At 64.6% G+C, this 20,151-nt stretch carries 15 protein-coding genes and 2 pseudogenes; 10 read left to right on the forward strand and 7 right to left on the reverse strand.

Annotation, left to right across the window (positions count from 1 at the left end):
• The first annotated feature begins 17 nt into the window (after nucleotides 1-17).
• On the forward strand, nucleotides 18-1,412 hold the full coding sequence (locus OHA68_RS15670; protein ID WP_327108298.1) for a SagB family peptide dehydrogenase: 1,395 nt from the start codon (nucleotides 18-20) through the stop codon (nucleotides 1,410-1,412).
• 2 nt (nucleotides 1,413-1,414) lie between these two features.
• On the opposite strand, the gene OHA68_RS15675 is transcribed toward OHA68_RS15670, so the two are convergent.
• The 5 genes from OHA68_RS15675 to OHA68_RS15695 all read right to left on the reverse strand — a co-directional run bounded on the left by OHA68_RS15675 (nucleotide 1,415) and on the right by OHA68_RS15695 (nucleotide 7,313).
• Nucleotides 1,415-2,203: an AfsR/SARP family transcriptional regulator gene (locus tag OHA68_RS15675; RefSeq protein WP_327108299.1), complete on the reverse strand. Its 789-nt coding sequence runs from the start codon at nucleotides 2,201-2,203 to the stop codon at nucleotides 1,415-1,417.
• 109 nt (nucleotides 2,204-2,312) lie between these two features.
• Nucleotides 2,313-4,943 carry an AfsR/SARP family transcriptional regulator gene (locus OHA68_RS15680; RefSeq protein ID WP_327108300.1) on the reverse strand — a complete coding sequence of 877 codons (2,631 nt, stop codon included), beginning with the start codon at nucleotides 4,941-4,943 and terminating at the stop codon, nucleotides 2,313-2,315.
• Between the two features lie 247 nt (nucleotides 4,944-5,190).
• Entirely contained in the window at nucleotides 5,191-5,589 is a 399-nt protein-coding gene (locus OHA68_RS15685) for a hypothetical protein (RefSeq protein ID WP_327108301.1), read from the reverse strand.
• Nucleotides 5,586-6,329 carry an SDR family oxidoreductase gene (locus tag OHA68_RS15690; RefSeq protein ID WP_327108302.1) on the reverse strand — a complete coding sequence of 248 codons (744 nt, stop codon included), beginning with the start codon at nucleotides 6,327-6,329 and terminating at the stop codon, nucleotides 5,586-5,588. The genes OHA68_RS15685 and OHA68_RS15690 overlap by 4 nt, the downstream gene beginning before the upstream one ends.
• 93 nt (nucleotides 6,330-6,422) lie before the next feature.
• Entirely contained in the window at nucleotides 6,423-7,313 is an 891-nt protein-coding gene (locus OHA68_RS15695) for an RNA polymerase sigma-70 factor (RefSeq protein WP_327108303.1), read from the reverse strand.
• Nucleotides 7,314-7,919: 606 nt separating this feature from the next.
• Here OHA68_RS15695 and OHA68_RS15700 point away from each other — a divergent pair.
• A pseudogene (locus OHA68_RS15700) lies at nucleotides 7,920-8,027 on the forward strand (cupin domain-containing protein); the annotation flags it as partial.
• Between the two features lie 21 nt (nucleotides 8,028-8,048).
• On the opposite strand, the gene OHA68_RS15705 reads toward OHA68_RS15700, so the two are convergent.
• Nucleotides 8,049-9,179, reverse strand: coding sequence for a helix-turn-helix domain-containing protein (locus tag OHA68_RS15705; protein ID WP_327108304.1), 1,131 nt, complete (start codon nucleotides 9,177-9,179; stop codon nucleotides 8,049-8,051).
• Between the two features lie 184 nt (nucleotides 9,180-9,363).
• Here OHA68_RS15705 and OHA68_RS15710 point away from each other — a divergent pair.
• The 6 genes and pseudogenes from OHA68_RS15710 to cutA all read left to right on the forward strand — a co-directional run.
• Nucleotides 9,364-10,593: pseudogene (locus OHA68_RS15710) on the forward strand (aminotransferase class V-fold PLP-dependent enzyme); the annotation flags it as partial.
• A gap of 12 nt (nucleotides 10,594-10,605) precedes the next feature.
• A complete protein-coding gene (locus OHA68_RS15715; protein ID WP_327109512.1) occupies nucleotides 10,606-11,400 on the forward strand; it encodes a class I SAM-dependent methyltransferase in 795 nt (264 codons plus the stop codon).
• Nucleotides 11,401-11,508: 108 nt separating this feature from the next.
• On the forward strand, nucleotides 11,509-12,201 hold the full coding sequence (locus tag OHA68_RS15720) for a site-specific integrase (RefSeq protein ID WP_327108305.1): 693 nt from the start codon (nucleotides 11,509-11,511) through the stop codon (nucleotides 12,199-12,201).
• A gap of 2,389 nt (nucleotides 12,202-14,590) precedes the next feature.
• On the forward strand, nucleotides 14,591-16,108 hold the full coding sequence (locus tag OHA68_RS15725) for an RNA-directed DNA polymerase (RefSeq protein WP_327108306.1): 1,518 nt from the start codon (nucleotides 14,591-14,593) through the stop codon (nucleotides 16,106-16,108).
• Nucleotides 16,060-16,782 (forward strand): hypothetical protein, encoded by a 723-nt coding sequence (locus tag OHA68_RS15730; RefSeq protein WP_327108307.1) that lies wholly within the window; start codon nucleotides 16,060-16,062, stop codon nucleotides 16,780-16,782. The genes OHA68_RS15725 and OHA68_RS15730 overlap by 49 nt, the downstream gene beginning before the upstream one ends.
• Before the next feature lie 273 nt (nucleotides 16,783-17,055).
• Nucleotides 17,056-17,388 carry a divalent-cation tolerance protein CutA gene (cutA, locus tag OHA68_RS15735; protein ID WP_327108308.1) on the forward strand — a complete coding sequence of 111 codons (333 nt, stop codon included), beginning with the start codon at nucleotides 17,056-17,058 and terminating at the stop codon, nucleotides 17,386-17,388.
• Here cutA and OHA68_RS15740 read toward each other — a convergent pair.
• On the reverse strand, nucleotides 17,354-18,781 hold the full coding sequence (locus tag OHA68_RS15740) for a helix-turn-helix domain-containing protein (protein ID WP_327108309.1): 1,428 nt from the start codon (nucleotides 18,779-18,781) through the stop codon (nucleotides 17,354-17,356). The two genes, cutA and OHA68_RS15740, sit on opposite strands and share 35 nt — an antisense overlap.
• Nucleotides 18,782-19,059: 278 nt before the next feature.
• Between OHA68_RS15740 and OHA68_RS15745 the strand changes: the two genes are divergently transcribed.
• Both OHA68_RS15745 and OHA68_RS15750 read left to right on the forward strand, forming a co-directional pair.
• On the forward strand, nucleotides 19,060-19,377 hold the full coding sequence (locus tag OHA68_RS15745) for a hypothetical protein (protein WP_327108310.1): 318 nt from the start codon (nucleotides 19,060-19,062) through the stop codon (nucleotides 19,375-19,377).
• The gene (locus tag OHA68_RS15750) at nucleotides 19,374-20,027 is read left to right on the forward strand and encodes a hypothetical protein (RefSeq protein WP_327108311.1); all 654 of its coding nucleotides are present in this window, start codon (nucleotides 19,374-19,376) and stop codon (nucleotides 20,025-20,027) included. The genes OHA68_RS15745 and OHA68_RS15750 overlap by 4 nt, the downstream gene beginning before the upstream one ends.
• The last annotated feature ends 124 nt before the right edge of the window (nucleotides 20,028-20,151 follow it).

Raw genomic sequence — 20,151 nt, forward strand, 5'->3', positions numbered from 1 at the left:
CCGACAAGGAGCCGAGCATGATTTCGGTAGCACTGCAGGCGAAGGTGGAAATCGCCAATCCGGGCGGCGGTGAGCTCGTCGTCGATGCCGACGACCGCGGGGTGCGCCTCACCGACCTGGAGGGGGCCGACACCGTTCTGATGGCGCTGCGCGACGGCCCGCTGTCCATCACCGCGCTGACGGCGGGCGCGTCGGCCCGGCGGGCTGCGGGCGCTGTCCGCGTCTTGCTGCGCAAGCGCCTGGTGGAGCTGCGCTGCGTCGACGACCAAGGCGAGGCGATGCGGGCGCAGGCGACGTCGGGACTGGCGCGACCTGTGGCCGGCGCCGTTGACCCGGCCGAGCGGTACCAGCTCTCGCGCTTCGTGCATCTGCGACGCAGCGCGGACATGATGATCCTCGAATCGGTGCGGACCTTGTTCAGGGTCACGATCGATCGGCCATCGGTTCTGGGCCTGCTCGGCGCTCTGGCCAAGCCTGGTACACCGCACGAGGCGGCCGCCACGGCTGGCGTCGCGCCCGAGACGGCCGCATGCTGGCTGGAGTTCCTCCTTGCCTTCGGAGTGGTCGTGCCGCTGGGCGGTGGCCAGGCGTTGGACGAAGACCTCGACCCCGACCTGGTGCACCGTGAGTTCCATGACGTGCTGCTCCATATGTACAGCCGGCAAGGGCTGACCGATCAGGTGACCGGGGCGGCATTCCGTTACGCCGGCGTTATCCCGCCATGGCCCGCGACGCGGGAACCCTATGACGGACCGGTCATTGCGCTGCCCGTCGTTGATCTCGATGCGCTCGCCGCGGACGACCCTTGCCTGATCGACGTCATGGAGAGCCGCAAGTCCTTCCGCGAGTTCGGTGAACGGGGGCTGACGCTGAGGGAACTGAGCACATTCCTGTACAGGAGCGCCAGGATCCGTGAGCATTATTCGGCCCAGGAGGGGGTCGTGTACGCGTACGACACCACCAGCCGGCCGTACCCCAGCGGAGGCGGAGCCTACGACCTGGAGATCTACCTCTTCGTCGGTGACGTGGCGGGACTTGAGGCCGGGTTCTACCACTACGACCCGCACGGTCACGGGCTGACGCTGGTCTCCGGGGACCCGGCGCTGATCGAGGGCGCCTTCACGCAAGCGAGGCTCTCCAGCAGAAGCACGTACACACCGCAGGTGGTCCTCACCTTCAGCTCCCGGTTCGCCCGGCTGAGCTGGAAGTATCAGGGAATCTCCTACGCCACTACGCTGAAGAACGTCGGAGCCCTGGTGAACACCATGTATGCGGTGGCCACGGCGATGCGCCTGGCGCCCTGCGCCCTCGGCAACGGCGACGACGCCGGCGGCTTCGCGAACGCCACGGGCCTGTCACACCTCGTCGAGTCCCCGGTAGGGGACTTCATGCTCGGCACGCTGCCCGAGTGAGCTCATCGCCTCAGCGGGACGTCCTCCTGCGCGACGCCGGTGACGATGCGGAGGAACCTGGGGCTCGGGTCGACACCCAGCTCTGCTCCCACCAGATCCGAGTAGGTCGTGTAGAGCCGCCATGCGCTCCGCATGTCGCCAAGGCCCACCAGGGCGCTCGCCATGATCATCTGGGAGCGTTCGTTGAACGGGTCCACCGCGGCGGCGCGCCGGCCGTAGTCCAGGGACGACAGCAGGTCCTGCTGGGCCAGGGTCGACTCGCCCAGTTGCTGCAGGGCCGCAAGGCGCATCGTGTCCCATCGCTCCCGTGCCCGTTCGATCTCCTCGCCGTCCCAGCTCGGCAGGAGCTCCAGATCCAGGCAGGGCCATCGGCCCTGTTCGGTCACGCCCTGTTCCGCCGGTCCCGCGAGGCCGGCGGCGGTCGGCCCCATGGACTCCTCCAGGGGCGCCGTGCTTCGTGCCAGCCGCTCCGCGAGCCTGCTCGCAGGCGTGAAGTCCAGCGTGACGCTCGCCAGGAGCTCGAGTTGGTCGCCGTACGCGCCGAGCAGGGCGTCCCCCGTCGCCTTACGGATCTTCCACAGCGACTGGCGCAGTCCTTTGGCCGCCTGCGTCTGTCCCGCCTGCGGCCAGAGCAGGGTCTCGACCACCGTTCTCGGCGTCGGCCCCCGTAGGGCCAGGCAGGCGATCAGCCGCTGAGCCTTCGGAGCGATGGGGACCTCCCCGCGGCCGATGGTGCAGGCGAACCAACCCAGGAGTCTGACCTGAATCCCCTCCGGGCTTTTCTCACTCACCGTGCGCGGCCTCCTTTGTCGCATTCGCTGACAGCCATAGTCAAGCGAAGCCTGCAACGGGGGCCTCAACGAATTCTCAACGTCCCAGCTCGGCAAGGCGGGGACACGGTCAGGGGCGCTCGAGAGAGGCCATGCGCATGCGGACCGCGTCCCCCTGCACGTTGCCAAGAGCGTCGTAGAACTCCGCGGCTCGTTTCCAAGCGTTCAGCGCGGCCGCGACGTCGCCCGCCCGCAGGTGCATCTCGCCGAGGCGGCTCAGCGTCTCGGCTGCGGGATGCAGATCGTCGCAGCCGTGCAACAGCTCGGCCGCACGCTCGTAAGACGCCGCCGCCTGCGTGAAGTCGCCCTTACAAGCGAGGATGTACGCGATGCTGTCCCAGGCATGCCCCTCGCCCTGGGCATAGCCCGCATCGGCCAGGAGCCGCTGAGCCCAGCGGCAGTCGGCCAGAGCCTCGTCGTAGTGTCCGAGTTGGGCACGCCACCAGCTCGCGTTGTTCAACGCCCGGGCTTCCCCTATGGCATCGCCCGCCCGCCGGAACAACTCCAATGCGCGAAGGGAGTGGTGCAGTTCAAGGCCTGGCTGTGCCCGGCTCAGTGAGACGGTCAGTCCCAGATGGACGTGCGCGTGCAGGCCCGGCTCATCCAGGCCACCGTGCAGTTCCAGCGCCCGCTCGAAGTGCTCGACGGCCATGTGATCGCGACCGAGCTTGGCGTGGGCGCGCGCCAGGCTGTTGTGGCAGAGCGCCTGGGCCAAGCGGTCGTTGAGCCGGTCGGCCGCCACCAGGGCCACCGTCTGAGCGCGCAGGATCTGTCCCCACAGTCCGCGGCGCTGCATGAACTCCGCGAATGCCCACGTCAGCTGCCAGCAGTGCTGATGCAGCCCGAGCTTGCTCGCCTCCGACAGCAGCGCCGGCAGCACCACCGACTCCTCCGCGAACCAGCGCAGCGCCGACGCGTCTCCGTCGAATCGTTCCACCGCCACGCCTCGCGCCGGTCGCCCCAGCCGCACGGTCTCCCGCTGTGGGTAACAGGCGCTGTTGGCAGCGCAAGCGGAGTACAGGTAGTAGTCCAGCAGGCGCCGCGTCGCCGCCCGGCGCGTCGCCGGGCTGTCGGTGTCGCGAGCCTGCTCCGCCGCGTAAACGCGCAGCAGATCGTGCAGATGCAACCGGCCGGTGGCGCGGATGTCGACCAGGTTGGTGAGATCGAGATGCGCGGACAGCGTCCGGGCACTGTCCGGGGTCAGAGCGCCCAAGCTCGCGACTGCCGACATCGGCAGGTACGGCCCGGGATACTGCCCCAGGCGCCGGAACAGCCGGGCAGCCGGTTCCGGAAGGTCCCGGTACGAGCGCTCGAACACGGTGCGTAAGTCGATCGCCGGATCATTGTGGGCGAACGGTTCCAGGTCCGTGTCCACCCGGGACAGATCAGTGGCGACGTGAGCCAGCGGCAGGTCGATATGCTGGGCCAGCCTCGCCGCGACGATCGCCAGTGCGAGCGGAAGCCGGCCGCACTGCCGGATGATCTGCCTGTTGGCCTCGGGTTCGGCCGCCAGCCTGCGCTCGCCCAGCCTGGCCGCCAGCAGCCCGTGGGCGTCGTCGTCTCCCAGGACGTCGAGTTGGAGCATGTGCGCTCCGTTGGTGACGGCAAGCCCGGACAGCTTGGCCCGGCTGGTGATGAGTGTGAAGCACTGCGGCGCGGTGGCCAGCAGTGGCCGGACCTGCTCGGCACTGCGGGCGTCATCGAGCACGACGAGGATCCGGCGCGTGGCCAGCATGCTGCGGAAGAGCCCGATCTGAAGCTCCGCTTCCGCCGGTATGTGCGCTTCCCGGACTCCGAGCCCCCTCAGGAAGCGCGTCAGCACCACGGTTGCGTCGTCGGGGTCGGCCGTCCGCAGATCCGCGTACAGCTGACCGTCGGGGAAACGCCGACGATGCAGGTGGGCCCACCGTAGCGCCAGCGACGACTTGCCCACTCCCGGCGGCCCGGAGATCGCACAGGCCGGCGCGGTCGTGCCTGCGCCGGCCGCGATCGCGGTCAAGCGGCCCAGCTCTGCCGCCCGCCCGGTGAAACACGGCAGATCGACGGGCAGCTGTGCCGGGACGGGCCGGACCGTCTCGACGGCCTCGGGCCTGAGCAGCCGCTGGTGCAACCGCTGCAGCACCGTGCCCGGTTCCACACCCAGCTCGTCGGCGAGCGTCCGGCGAACGTGCGCGAAGTGCACCAGCGCCTCGGCCGTCCGCCCCCAGGCGTGCAGCGCCTCGATCAGCGCGGCCGCCACCAACTCGTCCAGCGGGTGCTCCTCGGCCAGCGGTGACAACACCGCCACCGCGCCCGCCGCGTCGCGCCCGGTCACCGCTCGGGCCCACGCCAGCGAGGCATCCTTGCGCTCGTCGCGCAGGCGCTGGCGGGTACGTTCGGCCCATTCGCCCGCGAGCCCGGCGAGAGGATCGCCGTACCAGAGCGTCAGGGCCTCGCCCAGCGGCGGTGCCGGATCCGGCGCGGTCGCCGCATCGTTGACGAGAGCGCGGAACCGGGATACGTCGACCGCCGACTCCTCTGCGTCAAGCACGTAGCCGCCGGGCTGGTGGACGAGCGCACCATGATCGGCCACCACTTCGTGCCGGATGCGGGTGATGATCGTGTGCAGCGTACGCCGTGCGCCCGGCGGAACCTGATCCCCCCACACCCGGGCAAGGAGCGCATCGACCGGGACGGCGTGGCCTGCCTCCAGCGCCAGCACGGCGAGTACGAGAGCGGCCTGCGGAGGTCGCACCGGCCGTCGCCGGCCTGACCGCTCCACTTCCACCGGGCCAAGCAGTCGAATCAGCATGACGCTCCCCATTCCCTTCGCCCCGACAGAAGATATCTTGGTACGAAATGAGGTTCCCCTCGTTCTCCAGACACCTGGCCTGAGGTCACCCTTGATCATCAGGAAGGGGCAGGCGAGCGCTTCGCGGGAAACGCCATTCTCTGGAAAGGCGGAGGAATTACGCCTTTTCGAGCCGGCTGGTGAGCGGAAGCAGCACCAGCGGGATCAGGACGGCCGCCGTGAGTCCGGCCAGCAACGGCACGCGTTCGCCGGGCGTGAGATGGTGCAGCAGCTGGATGTGGATCACTAGGTGGGGTACGGCGAACACCAGGTACACGGCGAGTGCCGTACGGGCCATGCTGCGCCGTACGGTGAAAAAGCTCACGGCCAGCACCACCGATGTGGCCAGGCTCATCGCGCCGTAGTCCATCATCAGATGCGCGTTGTACGGCATGCGCATCCCCACCCACGGAATGTCGAAGAACGAGCGCGGGAACAGCAGCGCCCACACCCCCACGGCGAACTGCGCCACGGCGAGGAAGGCCAGGCCCGCGCGCAGCCAGGTGCGGGCGCTCATGCGGCGAGGAACTGCTCGAAGGTGATCCGTCCGTCGGCGTGCTCAGGGGTCAGATGTCCCCCTTCGCGGTAGCCGCGGATGCCGGCCCCAGGCATCGGCACCGACACCACCGGCCGGCGGCTGGATCGCGAGCGAGCGTAGGCGCGGGCCAGATCGGCGGCGGGGCGCACCTCGGGCCCGCCCATGTCCGGCACCCGGCCGGCCGGTGGCCCGCCGGCCAGCATGGCCAGGCGGGCGGCCACCTCACCGGCGTCGACGGGCTGGAAGCTGACCCCGCTGGGCATCACGATCATCGGCAGCCGGCGCTGGCTCGTGCACATCCAGACGATGAGCTCGTGGAACTGGGTCGTCCGCTGGATCGTCCACGGCAGGCCGGAGCGTTCCACGAGCTGCTCGCAGGCCAGCTTCGCCCGGTAGTAAGCCACGTCCACCCGGTCGGCGCCGACGATGGACACGTACATCAGATGCGGGCGCCCGGCTCGCACCGCCGCCTGGATGAGGTTGCGCGTGCCGTCGATGTCCGCACGGCCGTTGCCGGTCGCGCAGTGGACGATCACCCCGACGCCGTCGACCGCCTCCTCCAGGCCCTCACCGGTGAGCAGGTCACCGCGCCAGGTCCGCTCATCCGATGGCGGCCTGCGGCTCAGCACGCGGATGGCATGACCGTCCGACAGAAGTTGTGGCACGAGCGCGCGGCCGAGCCGGCCGGTACCGCCCGTCACCAGAATCAGGTTCGTCACGGGCAGGAATCCTCCGGGGAGAGCGCGATGCCGGTGTTCCGGCCTCGCGCGGCTGTCAGGTCACCGCTTCACGCGGGCGTGGGCGGTCACCCGTTAAGAACCGGATAGGCCTCCGGAATGTGACAACCGGAGCTTGTCGGGGTTGGCGATGATGCGAATCCCGCTGATCCGGCCCTCCGACGTCTCCGGCACCAGCACGCCGACCAGCTTCTCGCCGGCCCGGGCCAGCAGCCCCAGTGCGCCGTTCACCTCCGCGGCCGACACGCTCACCCGCTCACCGGCGATGCTCCACGATCCCACCAAGTAGCGCGCCACCCGGGAGACGCCGGAGATGGGCCGCCGGGCAGCGCCGACCCTGCCGCCACCGTCCACCCACACGGTCACGTCCTCGGCCAGCACCTTCTCCAACCCCGGCAGGTCCCCCTGTTGCGCGGCGGCCAGGAAGCTCTCCACCAGGTCGCGGCGGTGGGCCTGGTCCGATCGGCGATCGGAGCGACCACGCGCCTCGGTCAGGCGGCGGCGAGCCCGGGTGTACAGCTGCCGGGAGTTCGCCTCGGAGGAGTTGATGACCTCGGCCACCTCCCGATGGCTGTAGTCGAAGGCTTCGCGCAGGACGAACACCGCGCGCTCCACCGGGTTGAGCTTTTCCAGCAGCACCAGGAAGGCCAGCGAGACGAACTCCCGCTGCTCGGCGCTGTCCAGCGGACCCAGAGCGCCGCCCGCGGTCAGCACCGGTTCCGGCAGCCAGGAACCGACATAGCTCTCCCGGCGCGCACGCGCGGACGTCAACCGGTTCACACACAGGTTGGTGGCGACCTTGGCCAGCCACGCCCACGGCGATGCGACAGCGCTCGCCTGATGCCAACGCAGGAAGGCGTCCTGGACGACGTCCTCGGCCTCCTCCGCCGAACCCAGCATCCGATAGGCCAGCCCGAACAGCTTCGAGCGGTGCCGCTCGAAGTCCTCAACCGCATCAACTGTCACGCCCACCAGACTCTCAGCCCCCTTACGGCCGGTCGCCAGCAGGCGATGTCACGCGGTCCGTTGCCCCGCCAAGGTGAACTGATAACGCTGCGCGATCGTCTACCAACTATCAGTTCATGATCTCGGGGGTGATGATGAACACTCTTCCGCCGTCCGCGTTCGTCCGTAGAACGCCGTCCGCGCCGTGCCGAAGGTGGCGAGCGGCTTGGATGGCGCTCGCGCTTACCGGTGCTCTGGGCTTCGGTGCTGGATTCGGCTACTCGGTGGGGCGAGCCGTCCAAGGGGAACACGAACCAGCCCGGCCACATCTGGCATCCATGTCGATGACGCGAAACGAAGCCACCACAGTGCCTCCGTCTTCCAGGCCAACAGTCGCCGCGCAGGTCCGGGAAGTACCTGAACCAGTTTCCCGGCCTGTGGTCGGGCGGCAGGTTCGTCCCAAGAGCGCCAAGGGCCACAAGCTCCAGCACAGAAGCGTTGCGCACATGGTACGGAAGCATCGCAAGGCTCAGCGGACACCATGTGCGCGGTTCGAGAGTTTCAGGGCCCGGGTGTGCAGAACCCTGTTCAAGGGTCGCTGAAGCACTCAGCGGGAGATCGGGCAACGTGCGGTTCACCATAGGGCTGGACAACCATGACGTCGGTGCCGGCACGTGGGTCACGGTCCCGCCGGGTGCACCGCACACCTTCGCCAACGTGGGCGACGACCCGGCGGTCATGCTGGCGGGCTGCCAATCAAGCGGTGATCCGGGTCATCTGCCGAAGGTCCCCCCGGGTCGACTCGCAGTCCATCGCCCGCAGCCGGGCCAGCACCCGTCCGGCGTCCGCGTTGAATCGCAGCTCCTCCGGGCAGCCCTCGACGATCCGCCACAGCAGCGCCATGGCCGCGCTCGAGTCGCCGTCCATCGCGTGCGCGGTGGCCACGGCCAGCAGGTGCCGCGCCTGGCGGTCCTTGTCGGGGAGGCGGTCGGCGTCGACGCCCACCGCGAGGCGGATCGCCTGCGCGCACCGGCCCATCCGGACCGCGACCGCCACTCGGTGCAGGTCCACCTCCAGCGCGAACTCCGGGCCCAGCCGGTCGCCGATCCTACGGGCATGGTTCAGCAGCTCCTCGGTTCGCAGCACGTCGCTCTCCTCGGCGGCGGCGAGCGCGGCCGTCAGATAGCAGAGCCCGGTGACCTCCAGCGACTCGGGCCGCTCGTCGATCACCGCCAGGCACAGCCAGCGCGCGTCGGCGTACCGGCCGAGCGAGACGAGCACGCCCGCCACCTCAGCCTTCGTGATCGCCGAACCCGCCGAGGAGGCCACCGCGCGATCGGCGGCGACCAGGGCCAGCGCGTGCTGGCCGCAGCTTCGTAGCAGCGCCGCGAACAGCCGGTACACCTGAGTGAGGCCGGCCGTACCGGCTTCCCGGTCCGCGCCGGTGGCGACCCTGGCCGACAGGTCGGCCATCGACAGCAACGGCGGCAGGCGGCGCCGCGTCTCGGTGTAGCGGTGGGGCGAGCGCTGCCAGATCTCCCACGCCGTCATCACGTGGTGCTGCACCCGCAGCACGCTCTCGGTCGCCTCGCCGATGAACCGGCCGGGCAGCAGCAGCGCGTTCCCGACCTCGTCGGATTCGCCGTGGTCGCAGGCGGGCGGGAGTTTCGTCCGGCCGCCGACGAACTCGGAGAGATCCTCGACGCGGAGCACTTCAGCGATCCGCATGATGGTCGACAGCCGATCCAGGGGTTTCACCCCGTTCTCGACCAGGCGGAGCCATTCCTCGCTGCAGCCGACCAGGTCGGCCAGAATTCTCCGGGTAAGGCCGCGCGAACGGCGCCTGGCCATGATCCGCGCGCCGTCGACCAAGAAATCGCCGACCATGCCGCCACATTAAGTGAGGAATTCGAGGCCCTCGGTGGCCGGAAATGACGGCAACTCCTTGCCGCTCTACCTTCCTGAAATGTGGGTTACGCTGGAGGGTTCGCCATGACGCAACTCCAGTTGGATCTAGCCGGTCGGGCTCCGCCGACACTGCCGCTACACCATTCGGCAGGAGGAGACCACGATGGCGATCGACGTCGAGTCGATTCGGAAGGAATTCCCGTTCTTCGAAACCGCCCCTGACGGTTCCCGCCCACCCGTGTACCTCGACAGTGCCGCCACCACGCAGAAACCCGCCGTTGTCCTGGACGCGTTGAACCACTACTACATCCGCACCAATGCGAATGTGCACCGTGGCGTGTACCGGCTGGCCGTACAGGCGACCGACCTGTACGAAGGGGCGCGAAGCAAGATCGCCACGTTCGTGCGCGCACCGCGAGCCGAGGAGATCGTGTTCACCAAGAACGCGACCGAGGCCGTCAACCTGCTGGCCAACTCGTTCATCTGGGCGGACGGACGGCTCCGCGTCGGTCCCGGCGACGAGATCGTCCTGACCGAGATGGAGCACCACTCCAACCTGATCCCCTGGCGGCTGCTGGCCGAGCGGGTGGGTGCGAAGGTCAGATATCTCGGCATCACCGACGACGGCCGCCTGGACCTCTCCGACCTGAGCGAGAAGATCAACGAGCGGACCAAGGTCGTCACGGTCGTGCACGCGTCGAACATCCTGGGCACGGTGAACCCGGTCGCAACGATCGCCGCCCGCGCGCACGAGGTCGGCGCCCTGATGGTTGTCGACGCGGCCCAGTCGGTCCCGCACCTCGGCATCGACGTCACCGCGCTGGGAGCCGACTTCGTCACGTTCTCCGGCCACAAGATGTGCGGCCCAACCGGAATCGGCGCCTTGTGGGGCAGGTACGAACTCCTGGAAGAGCTCCCGCCCTTCCTCGGCGGCGGCGAGATGATCGAGCACGTGACGGTGGACGCCATGCACTACGCCGCGCCCCCGCTCAAGTTCGAGGCCGGCACACCCCCGGTCGCGCAGGCCGTCGGCCTCGGCGCCGCCTGCGACTTCCTGAGCAACATCGGCATGGACGCGATCGCCGCCCATGACCAGGCCCTGATCGAGTACGCCCTGGACCGGCTCGGCGACGTTTCCGGCATCCGCTTCATCGGCCCGACCGACACCGCGAACCGGCTGCCGCTCCTGTCGTTCGTGGTGGACGGCATCCCGCTCCAGCGCATGCGCGCGAGTCTGGACGAGGCGGGCATCGCCGTCCGGTCCGGCAACCACTGCGCGCAGCTCGCGTGCAGCCGATTCGGCGTCCCCGCCGCGATCCGGGCCTCGTTCTACCTGTACAACTCCACCGACGAGGTCGACATCCTCGCTGAGACCCTCGAAACGGCCACGAGGTCCCGGGCCGCCGTGACCGCGGACACCTCCTTCGATGTCAGCCTGGTACGGCCGTACCAGGACATCCTGCTCCCGTCGATCTTCCAGCCGTGGGCGGAGTACATGGTCGAGGCGCTGGCGCCGGCCCTCGGCACCAAGGCGCTCGACGTCGGCACCGGCCCCGGCACCGTCGCCCGGGTGTTGGCCAAGGCGGTCGGCCCCACCGGCGCCGTGGTCGGCACCGACCTCAACCCCGCCATGCTCGCCCTCGCCGCTGAACTGCCTGCCCTCGACGGCGCCCCCATCCAGTACGTGGAATGCGGTGCCACCCCGCTGCACGTCTCCGACCAAGCGTTCGACCTGATCACCATGCAGCAGGTCCTGCAGTTCGTTCCCGATCGCGGCGCGGCGCTGGCCGAGATGCGGCGGGCCGCCCGCCCCGGCGCGCGGATCGCCATCGCCACGTGGCAGCCGCTGCACCGCAACCCGCTCTTCCGCGCCTTGCACGACGCCGTCGCCACCGTCCTCGGCCCCGACAAGGCGGACCTCTTCGAGGAACCGTGGTCCCTGCCCGGGGTCGAGGTCGCCACGCTGGCGAAGGAGGCCGGTTTCGTCGACATCGAACTCCGCGAATGGACGCTGCCGGCCACCCTTCCCGGGGGGCCTGACGCGATCTGCTGCCTGTTCGACTTCTCCGCGGTCAGCCCGTACATCGGTTCGCGTCGCGCCGACCTCACGGCCGCCGTACGCGCGAATCTGGCGCACTGCACGGATGAGACCGGCGTCCACTCGGAGACCGCGGTGACCCTGATGACCGCCCGAGCCTGACCGCCGCTCTTCCCACGAAGGTCACTTCCCGCCGGGAGGTGGCCTTCGGCACCCCAGCCTATGAGTTAACTGCTTGAGTCCGGCGTCACCGCGTCGGAGACCTACACCGTGCGCGATGCCGTCAACGACTGGCTCAGCAAGGCCCTCACCCGGCACCAGGCGGACGCGATGCTCAAGGCGGCGGAGTCGTCCGAACTTCACGCCTACGTGGTGCTGAGCCTCACCACGGGCGTCCGTACCGAGGAAGCCCGCGCACTGCGCTGGGACCACGTCGTCGCCTGGATCCCCAGCCTCAAGGCGTGGCAGCCGGTGACCGAGGCCGGGTTCAAGCACAAGAGGTTCGCCATCTACGTGTGGCGAGCCGACCGAGTAGGAGGTGACACCAAGACCCGCAAGTCACGTCGGACGCTGGAACTGCCCAAGCTCGCCGCTGAGGCACTCCGGCACCACCACACGCGCCAGGCCGCCCACAAGCTCAAGGCGGGCGAGGCATGGCAAGATCACAACCTCGTGTTCTGCACGAACGTCGGCACTCCGCTCGACGCTGCGAACGTACGGCGAGCGTTCCGGCACATCACCAAGAACGCGGGGATCGGAACCGACTGGACACCCCGCGAACTGCGTCACTCGTTCGTCTCGATCATGAGTGACCAGGGCGTCCCCATCGAGACCATCGCCGATCTCGTCGGGCACGCGGGCACCAGCGTCACGGAAGCGGTCTACCGGCACCAGCTCAAGCCGGTGATCACCAAGGGCGCGCACGCCATGAACACAATCCTCGGCGACAAGCCGACGGGTTGAGTCCGAGTGAGATGGCTCCCCGATTGGCTCCTATCGACTTCCAGAAACGGAAAAGGGCCCGACCCACTTTTGTGGATCAGGCCCTCTACCTGGCCAAACTCTGTCGGGGTGGCGGGATTTGAACCCACGACCTCTTCGTCCCGAAGGAAGACCAGCAAGTCTGGCGATGTCGACCTGAGTCGATTGGGGGCTTCTCACCTCGCTAGACGTTCCAAGGAAGGGCGAGGGACGTCTAAGGAAGCCGTAAGGCAGTGGCTCCCAAAATTGGCTCCCTGTTGCTGTCCTCAGTGGCAGAAGTAGCCGTCAGCACTACAAGATCAACAAGAATCGCTGCTTCAGAGACCTGACGAAATATGTGGCACGAATCGGTCAGGCGCTGAGCTGCTCTACCGGCGGTGGAAGCGGGTCACCGCAGTCTGGACAGCTTGCCCGACGATCAATGGTTGCGGATTCGGAGCATCCGCAGGATCGCCAACCCCAACGGCCGCACTGTCACTCCTGTGCTGCCGAAGTTCAAGTTCTTCAGGCCAACCATCTGAAATACGACTGAGTGTGCATTGGTTCTCGTTAGAACCCACGATCCGGAGCCCCAGGCCGCATGCGTCGTCAGTAAGTGCATTGCGGATAGCATCAACGGAAGGGCCGTTGTCCCAGCTCAGATAGAAGTGAGGAGGATGTTGATCTTTCCGACCTGATCCATGCCAAAGTACATCTACGCGCGTTGGCGATGGATCTCGGCGGAACATTCCTATTCTGCGCAGAAGACCGCTGGGAAGCCAGGAGCAGGAAGAGAGGCGTCCGTATCGCTGGTTGCGTAGATCCATCTCCGGCGCTGTCCATTCTGCCGGCGATAGCTCCCAAGACGCTTCTGCCCCTCGCCTGCCAAGATCCGCTCGTACGCTCGCCAGGCTCTTCTTCCACGCTGAACGTGTGAAGCCACGGAGAGTGATCTTCGCCGCTTCTCCGACTCTGTGCAGTACTACACGTCGTTCTTCGGCATAAGCCCGTAGGCCAGGGACACCGCGAAGCCCTCGTTTCCTTCCTCCCCCAGAGCCGTCGAAGTAGACTGGAAGCAACGCTGTGCAGGCAATCGGTAGTTGTACAGATTCGATCCACAGCTCCAGTGATGCAGCGTTCGGAACAGCATACGAGAGCGCCGCGAGGCTGGGCCGCATGAACGTGGCAATGTTCATCTCTGGCCCCAGATCCACGTGTCGAAACGCTAGGAGGACTTCAGCTTCGAGCAACTGCTGTTCGTTTTTTGCCGCAGAAGCGATCAGTGGTGCATCCCTGGACAGCTTGCGGACTTCTTGAAGTGCTCGGCTGTAGGGCTCAGCAGTATAGGACGCTCGTCTGCGGGCGGAGACCTGTTCAGGGGACGACGTCATGAACCTTTTCCCCGTCCGGAGAGACATCTGTCGAGGATGTCATTACTCCATGCGTGGAGGTCGCGAACGACGTTCCGTAGAAAGCAATGGCGCTTCTTCCAGAATGGGAAGATGAGCAGAGCCGGAGCGTACAGCAGCACAACCAACACGAGCGGGAGGTGTGCAAGAGCGATTACAGCGGTCCGCGACCAGAGCCCAGCGAGCAAAGGCGTGTCTTTTGCCTGTGATGGTGGGGCGACCATTGCACTCCAAACGGAACTGCCCCAGCTCAGCCACGATCAGATATGCATGGCTTCATGTCCTGCGAACGTGCTGCCCGATGTTTGTCTGCCCGCCGAGTGATAGCCGGGGAACTCGACACAGACTGCCGATCGGTACGCCGCTTCCAGCATAGCACCAATGCGCGTGTAGGTGCGCAGCAACCTCTCGCGGTCACCGCTCCAGAGGGCGGTGGAGCCCTGAGGTGCTTATGGGCGGTACTCAACCCTCAAGCACCTCATCCGGGGCCGGCCCAGAGCCTCGCCTGGCCGCAGCAGTCAGCCCAGACCCATTCGTGTCACACCCCGAAGGTCCGCCAGATGGTCGCTCTGGTGGCAATCGTTATCCGCCAAGATCCCCGGCCTCCCTGCTGGTTCCTGCCTTACCCCGCGTCCTGTAGCTGGAGCCACACCGACATGCCTACCGGGGGCGCAGCGAGGAGCCTGGACGCCGTTCCTGTCCAACCTGGGGCATTGAGTGCAGTGGGCTTCCGAATCACCCAAACGCGAGGCGCAAGGGTCAGGATTAGATCTCGCTGTTCCCCCACAGGTTCGTGGAGACCAAGGGTTCAACTCGTGACGGAGCGTTGACTGAGTACCCATGATCCTGGCACGCTCCACAACAACACGTGAACCGGAGGGCTACCTATGCCACTGATCGACACACAGACGTTCACAAGCGCTGTCGCAAACATAGGTAGTTGGGGGGACACCGACGTCTTCCCTTTCCCTGTCGAGAATCACATGATTCATGACAAGCCCGGCGAGGTGTCCTCGCTGCTGGCCGACATCGCATCAGATTTCGAAACCTATTTGAATCTTGATCCGATTGTAAATCATTCAACATTAACTCCAGTCGGTTATACAGGCTTTCGTTGGGCGACGCAGATAGACCCGCAATGGAACGCTTATCTACTGAGTCTCGTGCTCGCCCTCGCGCCAGCGATAGAAGACTATAGAATGCCTATGACGGAGAAGCACGTATTTTCTTACAGATATCAGCCAAATGGAGATGGAAGCCTATTTGCGCAAGATGGCTGGGTTCACTTCCAAAAGGAAACTCGTGAGCGAGCCGAGATGTGCCGCTATGTGGTTGCGATTGACATCGCCGACTTCTACTCGCGGATCTATCATCATCGTCTCGAAAACTCGCTGCGAGAGGTAGACGCAGGGGCCATGCGTACTCGACACATAATGTCGATATTGTCGAACCTTTCGCGCAATACATCGTATGGTCTTCCGGTTGGCGGACCTGCAGCTCGCCTTCTGTCTGAGCTGGTCCTCGATAGGGTAGACGACCTCTTGGCAGCGAATCCGAGTACGGCCAACTTTTGCCGATATGCGGATGATTATCGCTTTTTTGTCAACGACATGGAGACAGCCTATCGAGCGATCGGCTTCGCCTCAGAAAAGCTGTTGGTTAACGAGGGTCTTTCCTTGCAAAAAGGGAAGACCCGAATAATGTCATCGACCGAGTACCTTTCGACGCTTGACCCGCCCGATGCTCCGGAAGGTAGCGCGGCGAGATTTCTCGGGCTGCACATCCACTTCGATCCATACTCGCCAACAGCTACAGATGATTACATACATCTCAAAGACAAGCTTCACGAGTTTGACATCCTCGCTCTTCTGCGCGCCGAGCTTACGAAAGGACGGATACATGCTGCCCTATCCAGGCGTCTAATACGCGCCCTACAATATCTTGACGCAGGAACGCGTAAGCAGGCTATTGTTTCCCTGCTAGACAACATTGAAATACTGGCCCCGGTAATTCCTCAGGTCATGATTGCTGTACGCAACACACTTGATGAGGTTGCTGATCCGGAGTTCGCTCAGGCTATTCATGCGCGAATCCGAAACTTAATCACTACCTCGCATTATACGGCGAACATCGCTTTGAATCTGGCGTACATGATTCGAGTTCTCGCCAGTCATCGTTCTGTCGCTAACGAGCAACTCTTTATCAAGCTCTTCAATGACAATCACGGATTCGGCAGCGGTCCCGCTCCTAACATTCGACGTGACATCGTGCTTATTATGGCGAGATGGAGGGCAGCATATTGGCTTAGCGACTTGAAAAATTATGTGGCCGCAGCGGAACCTTGGGTCAAGCGAGCTTTTGTCATCGGCTCGTATACCCTTGGCGATGAGGGAAAACACTGGAGAGACGCAAATAAACATGCGCTTCGGCCGTTCGACAAGCTGCTAAGAGATTGGGTGGCTGGGAAGAGCCAATCCCCATCCTGGGTGGTGCCGATTTGATACCTGTAAAGCTGTTCTCCGGACATGCATCGACCTGGCGGCAGATTGCGCCAACACTTGAGCAGATCGTCCGTTGGTCAAACTCTCAGCAGCAATCTCTCGGAGCATCTGTGCCGGCATCTGGTAGTAGTGAGCGACATGCTTTGATCGCGGAAGTAGCTTTTTCTATGGCGGCCCAGGGATCCGTCAAACTGCCGTCCGTTGGCCCAAAGGAATTTGAAAAAAATGCAAGAGACTTTGTCGTTAATTTGCCTCGTGGGGAGTACGCTATTGAGCGCTTAGCGGTAGGTGAATGGTATGAAGCCTACAGGATATGTCGAACTATTAAAAAGTATGCAACTATAGAGCAGGGTTTTGATTTTAGCCCTGCTGTTCCCGGTTGCGGCATTGTGGACGAGGCCGTTGCCGATATCAAACGTGATCGGGAGTTAGTGGAAGTTAAGACTGTTACTCGCCCGTTCCGATCGTCGGACTTCCGTCAAGTTTTGACATATGCTGCAATGTATTATGCCTCGGGCTTGCAGATAGAGCAGGTAACACTTCTCAACCCACGAAGGGGAAGATATTTTAGTAGCTCACTAGATCTCGTGGCGCTCGGAGCGAGCGGACTATCTGGGCCTGGGCTCATGCAAGAACTTGTGGAGCTGATGACAGGTATGAATGTCTCGGCTTGACTGATAACCGGCTGGGTTTCACTTATCCATCGATTCGTGGCCGTCTCTCACCTACAGGTTGGACCGCCGCCATCATTAGTTTGAGTCCTTCTTTATGTCCCTGGCCGGCAGTAGTTGTGTACTGAAGCTAGTCAGAGGAAATGCGATCAATTGGTAAGCAGCTCATGACGTTCTTTCAACGTGACGTAGGCCGAACTTCGCTCTGAGGAGAATGCCAGCCTGGGAGAAGCAATATCGTAATGTCCGATTGGTTCGGAACTGGTGGATTGCGTTATGAAGAATTACATACAAGTTCTAACCACGGTCCCGAGCGTTGATGAGGGGATAGGTTTGGCGCGTAGCATCACGTCACATCGCCTAGCCGCTGGGGTTCAAATCGTCGGGCCGATTCGATCCTTTTATTGGTGGCGCGGAGAGTTGCGTGATGAGCAAGAATGGCAGTTGGTCATCATGACCACACGCGTTCTATTCGATGCGCTTGAGGCCCACATCAAAGCTAATCACAGCTACGAGACGCCGGAGATCATCGCAACTGAGATCACGGCAGGCAGTGAAGATTACTTGGCCTGGATCAGCGCGGAGACGCGGAGAATTGACGCTTCGTGATAGCCAGGTCTTCCAGGAAGGCGCGTACTGGTGGCTGTGTCTGCCAGCGTCTGAGTGCTTCTCCGATGACGATGAATCGTGGTAGCCAGATGCCGGACTCTGTCTCGCGGATTACGGTGAGGCCGTCTCGCGCTGCTTTGGCCGCCTCTTGCACTGAGCCATGGACGATATGGGCTGTAGCAATGTCACCAAGGATGATGCCTGCCCGTTTCCTCTCGACCTCGGACAGGCGTGATATGACCGCGTGCGCGACCGCTTCGGCTTCGTCCAGTCGGCCGATCTGGGCGTAGGTGGAGATGGCGAAAGAGTCGAAACGATCCCGGTCCAGGAATCGTGTCCATACGCGGTCCTCCTCCGGATCGGCGATGTTGAACGCTTCGCGTGCCTCTTCCCATGACTGAAGAGCTGCTTCACTTTCGCCGAGCGCCGCGCTCTCTTCGGCATGTCTAGCGGCAAGCCACGATGTAGTTCCAGGGGAGGTGTCCTTGGGCAAGTGCTGTAGAGCCGTTGTCAGGAGGGCTCGGGCTCTGCCGTGGTTACTCTTGCCGCTCGGTATGTAGCTTCCATATCCGAAGGCGCACGCAACGATTGCTGGGTCACCAGCCTCCTTCGACGCCTTCTCAGCGGTGTCGTAGAAGTTCCGTGCCGCAGAGATGTTGCCGAGGTCTGTTGCGATCCAGCCAGCAAGTACGCTGCTTTCGCCGGCGACCACGATCAAGCGTCTACGAAGCTCATCCTTGGGATCCGTGGCTGTGCCGTTCAGGATGGTTCCGACCTCGTTCAGGTGGGCCGCCAAGCCCTTGAAGATCGTATGCGCAGGAAGCATCTCTTCGAGGCGGTGGAAACCGGCGGCTCTCGCCTCCATCTCCCGGACCACCGCTTCGTCAATAGCGCTCGGCCTGGACAGGGCAAAGGCTACTTTCTCCCATGCCTCACTTTGAACCAGAGCTGACTGGGCACCAAGTTGTCCGACCATGGCCAGTAGTTCGCGGCGCTTCAACGGCTCGCCCCTTTTCCCGATCGCTTCAGCGAAGAGCTGCAAGTCGAATGTGTCCGTGGGGATCTGCACCCCATCGTTGACGACTCGGGCACTGCCTCCGCCACCGGAGGACGCCAAGCCCAGATGGCGTCGCAAGTGACTGGGCATGCCCAAACCGTCAGCAAACGACTCAAATATATGCTTTGCGGTCGGGACGCGCTTGCCGCTCTTGTACTCGCTGACGCGCCCCTGAGGGATCCCGGTGAGGTTCGCGATCTGGCCCTGGGTGATGCCGTACTTGGTCAGGATGCGGATAACTCCGCCGAGATCACGCTTTTTGCACACATCTTCCACGTCCTGACGTGCGAAAACAGTCTCAAGGACATGGCGAACTCGCTCTTGGTCCATCGTCATGGCGGCGTTCCGTTCCCCTGGTAGCGCAGCCTTTCGGGAGTAGTGGAGCTGTTCTAGTCCATCTCACCGTGAGATATCACGGTGAGATTATGCGGAACCGCTTCGCTTGGAAACCTCACATCAGTCCGTGGCGCAGGTCAGAGCTGATCTGAGACGTTTTCGAAGATCCGCATTTGTCTGTCTTTCGCCATCCATTGCTCGGTGAGCGGATTGCGGGAAGCCGGCACATGACTCCGGAGCAAGAGACGACCCGTCTCGCTCCCATTACCGCCGTTGCCGTGGCTGACCGGCTGCAACGAGAGCTGGCCGCCCATGGGATCACGACCGACGTGAACGACGGCTACGGGTTGGCCGTGGTGTCGGTGTCACGCGGCCTGGTCGTGTGGACGAACGGTGATCTTTTCTGGTGGTGTTCGGGCTGGAACGATCGGCGAGACCGGCCCGTTTATGCATGGCATCCAACGGCGGATCCGCAGCGAGCAGCACGGCGTATCGCCGCGCGCGTGGGAGACCTGCGATCGGCCACGCCCGTGCATCCCCAGCCCACACCGGCTCCGTCCGGCAAGATGCCGCCCCGGAAGGGCGGTTTAGCGTGACCGGCTACTCGACGATCCCGTACACCATCGCGTTCGCCAACGAGCTGGTGAACGACCCGATCGGGTTCGTGCCGTATGCGGGCAGGTTGCGGCTGGCCTATCTGCCGTCGCGGCCCGGCGACTGGGTGAGTCTGCATGCGGCCAAGCGGCGCAGCGGAGGCGGCATCCTCCGCGCCCGTACCCGCGACCTTCGCGACCATCTGGCCACGCGCGGTACAGAGCGCATGCGCAAGCTGAACACGCGCAGGCAGTGGAGGTGCATGGACGAGCTGCTGTGCCAGGTGTGCGGCACCCCAGCGACCGATTCCGCGTCGGGGCTGATCCCGTGGCCGCTGACCAAGACGGTATTCGAGCCCACCGGACTGCACAGCGGACGCACTAACGCCCCGCCGACGTGCTGGCGTTGCATTCCCAAGGCGTTGGAAGAGTGCCCCATGCTGCGTGAGGACTTCATCGTCTTCACCGTGATCAGCGCCCGCAGCGTCGGCGTTCTGGCGGACCTGTACCGTCCCGGTCTGTTCGACACCGTCGTGCCGACAGCTCACAACGTGTTCGTTGCCTGGGACGACTTCCAGCACCATCCCTACGCGCTCGCCACCGCCCAGGTAGTCGAGCTGCATGGGATGCAAGCCGTACCCGATCACCCCTGAGGAAGGCCCCCACAGACGCGCGACGGTGCGGTTGACCGGCTCGCTCACACCTTGCCACCGTGTCCCGCATCGTCGCGTCAACGCCCCCGGCAGAGTCCTCTGCGCTCGCGCGAGCGCCAGTTCC

The sequence above is a fragment of the Nonomuraea glycinis genome (genome assembly GCF_035920485.1).
Classification (GTDB): Bacteria; Actinomycetota; Actinomycetes; order Streptosporangiales; family Streptosporangiaceae; genus Nonomuraea; species Nonomuraea glycinis.

Excerpts from the sequence above, each read along its gene's own strand:
- OHA68_RS15740 (WP_327108309.1), bottom strand. The coding sequence starts at position 18,781 with ATGACGATGGACCAAGAGCGAGTTCGCCATGTCCTTGAGACTGTTTTC.
- OHA68_RS15725 (WP_327108306.1), top strand. The coding sequence starts at position 14,591 with ATGATTCATGACAAGCCCGGCGAGGTGTCCTCGCTGCTGGCCGACATC.
- OHA68_RS15705 (WP_327108304.1), bottom strand. The coding sequence starts at position 9,179 with ATGGTCGGCGATTTCTTGGTCGACGGCGCGCGGATCATGGCCAGGCGC.
- OHA68_RS15685 (WP_327108301.1), bottom strand. The coding sequence starts at position 5,589 with ATGAGCGCCCGCACCTGGCTGCGCGCGGGCCTGGCCTTCCTCGCCGTG.
- cutA (WP_327108308.1), top strand. The coding sequence starts at position 17,056 with ATGAAGAATTACATACAAGTTCTAACCACGGTCCCGAGCGTTGATGAG.
- OHA68_RS15670 (WP_327108298.1), top strand. The coding sequence starts at position 18 with ATGATTTCGGTAGCACTGCAGGCGAAGGTGGAAATCGCCAATCCGGGC.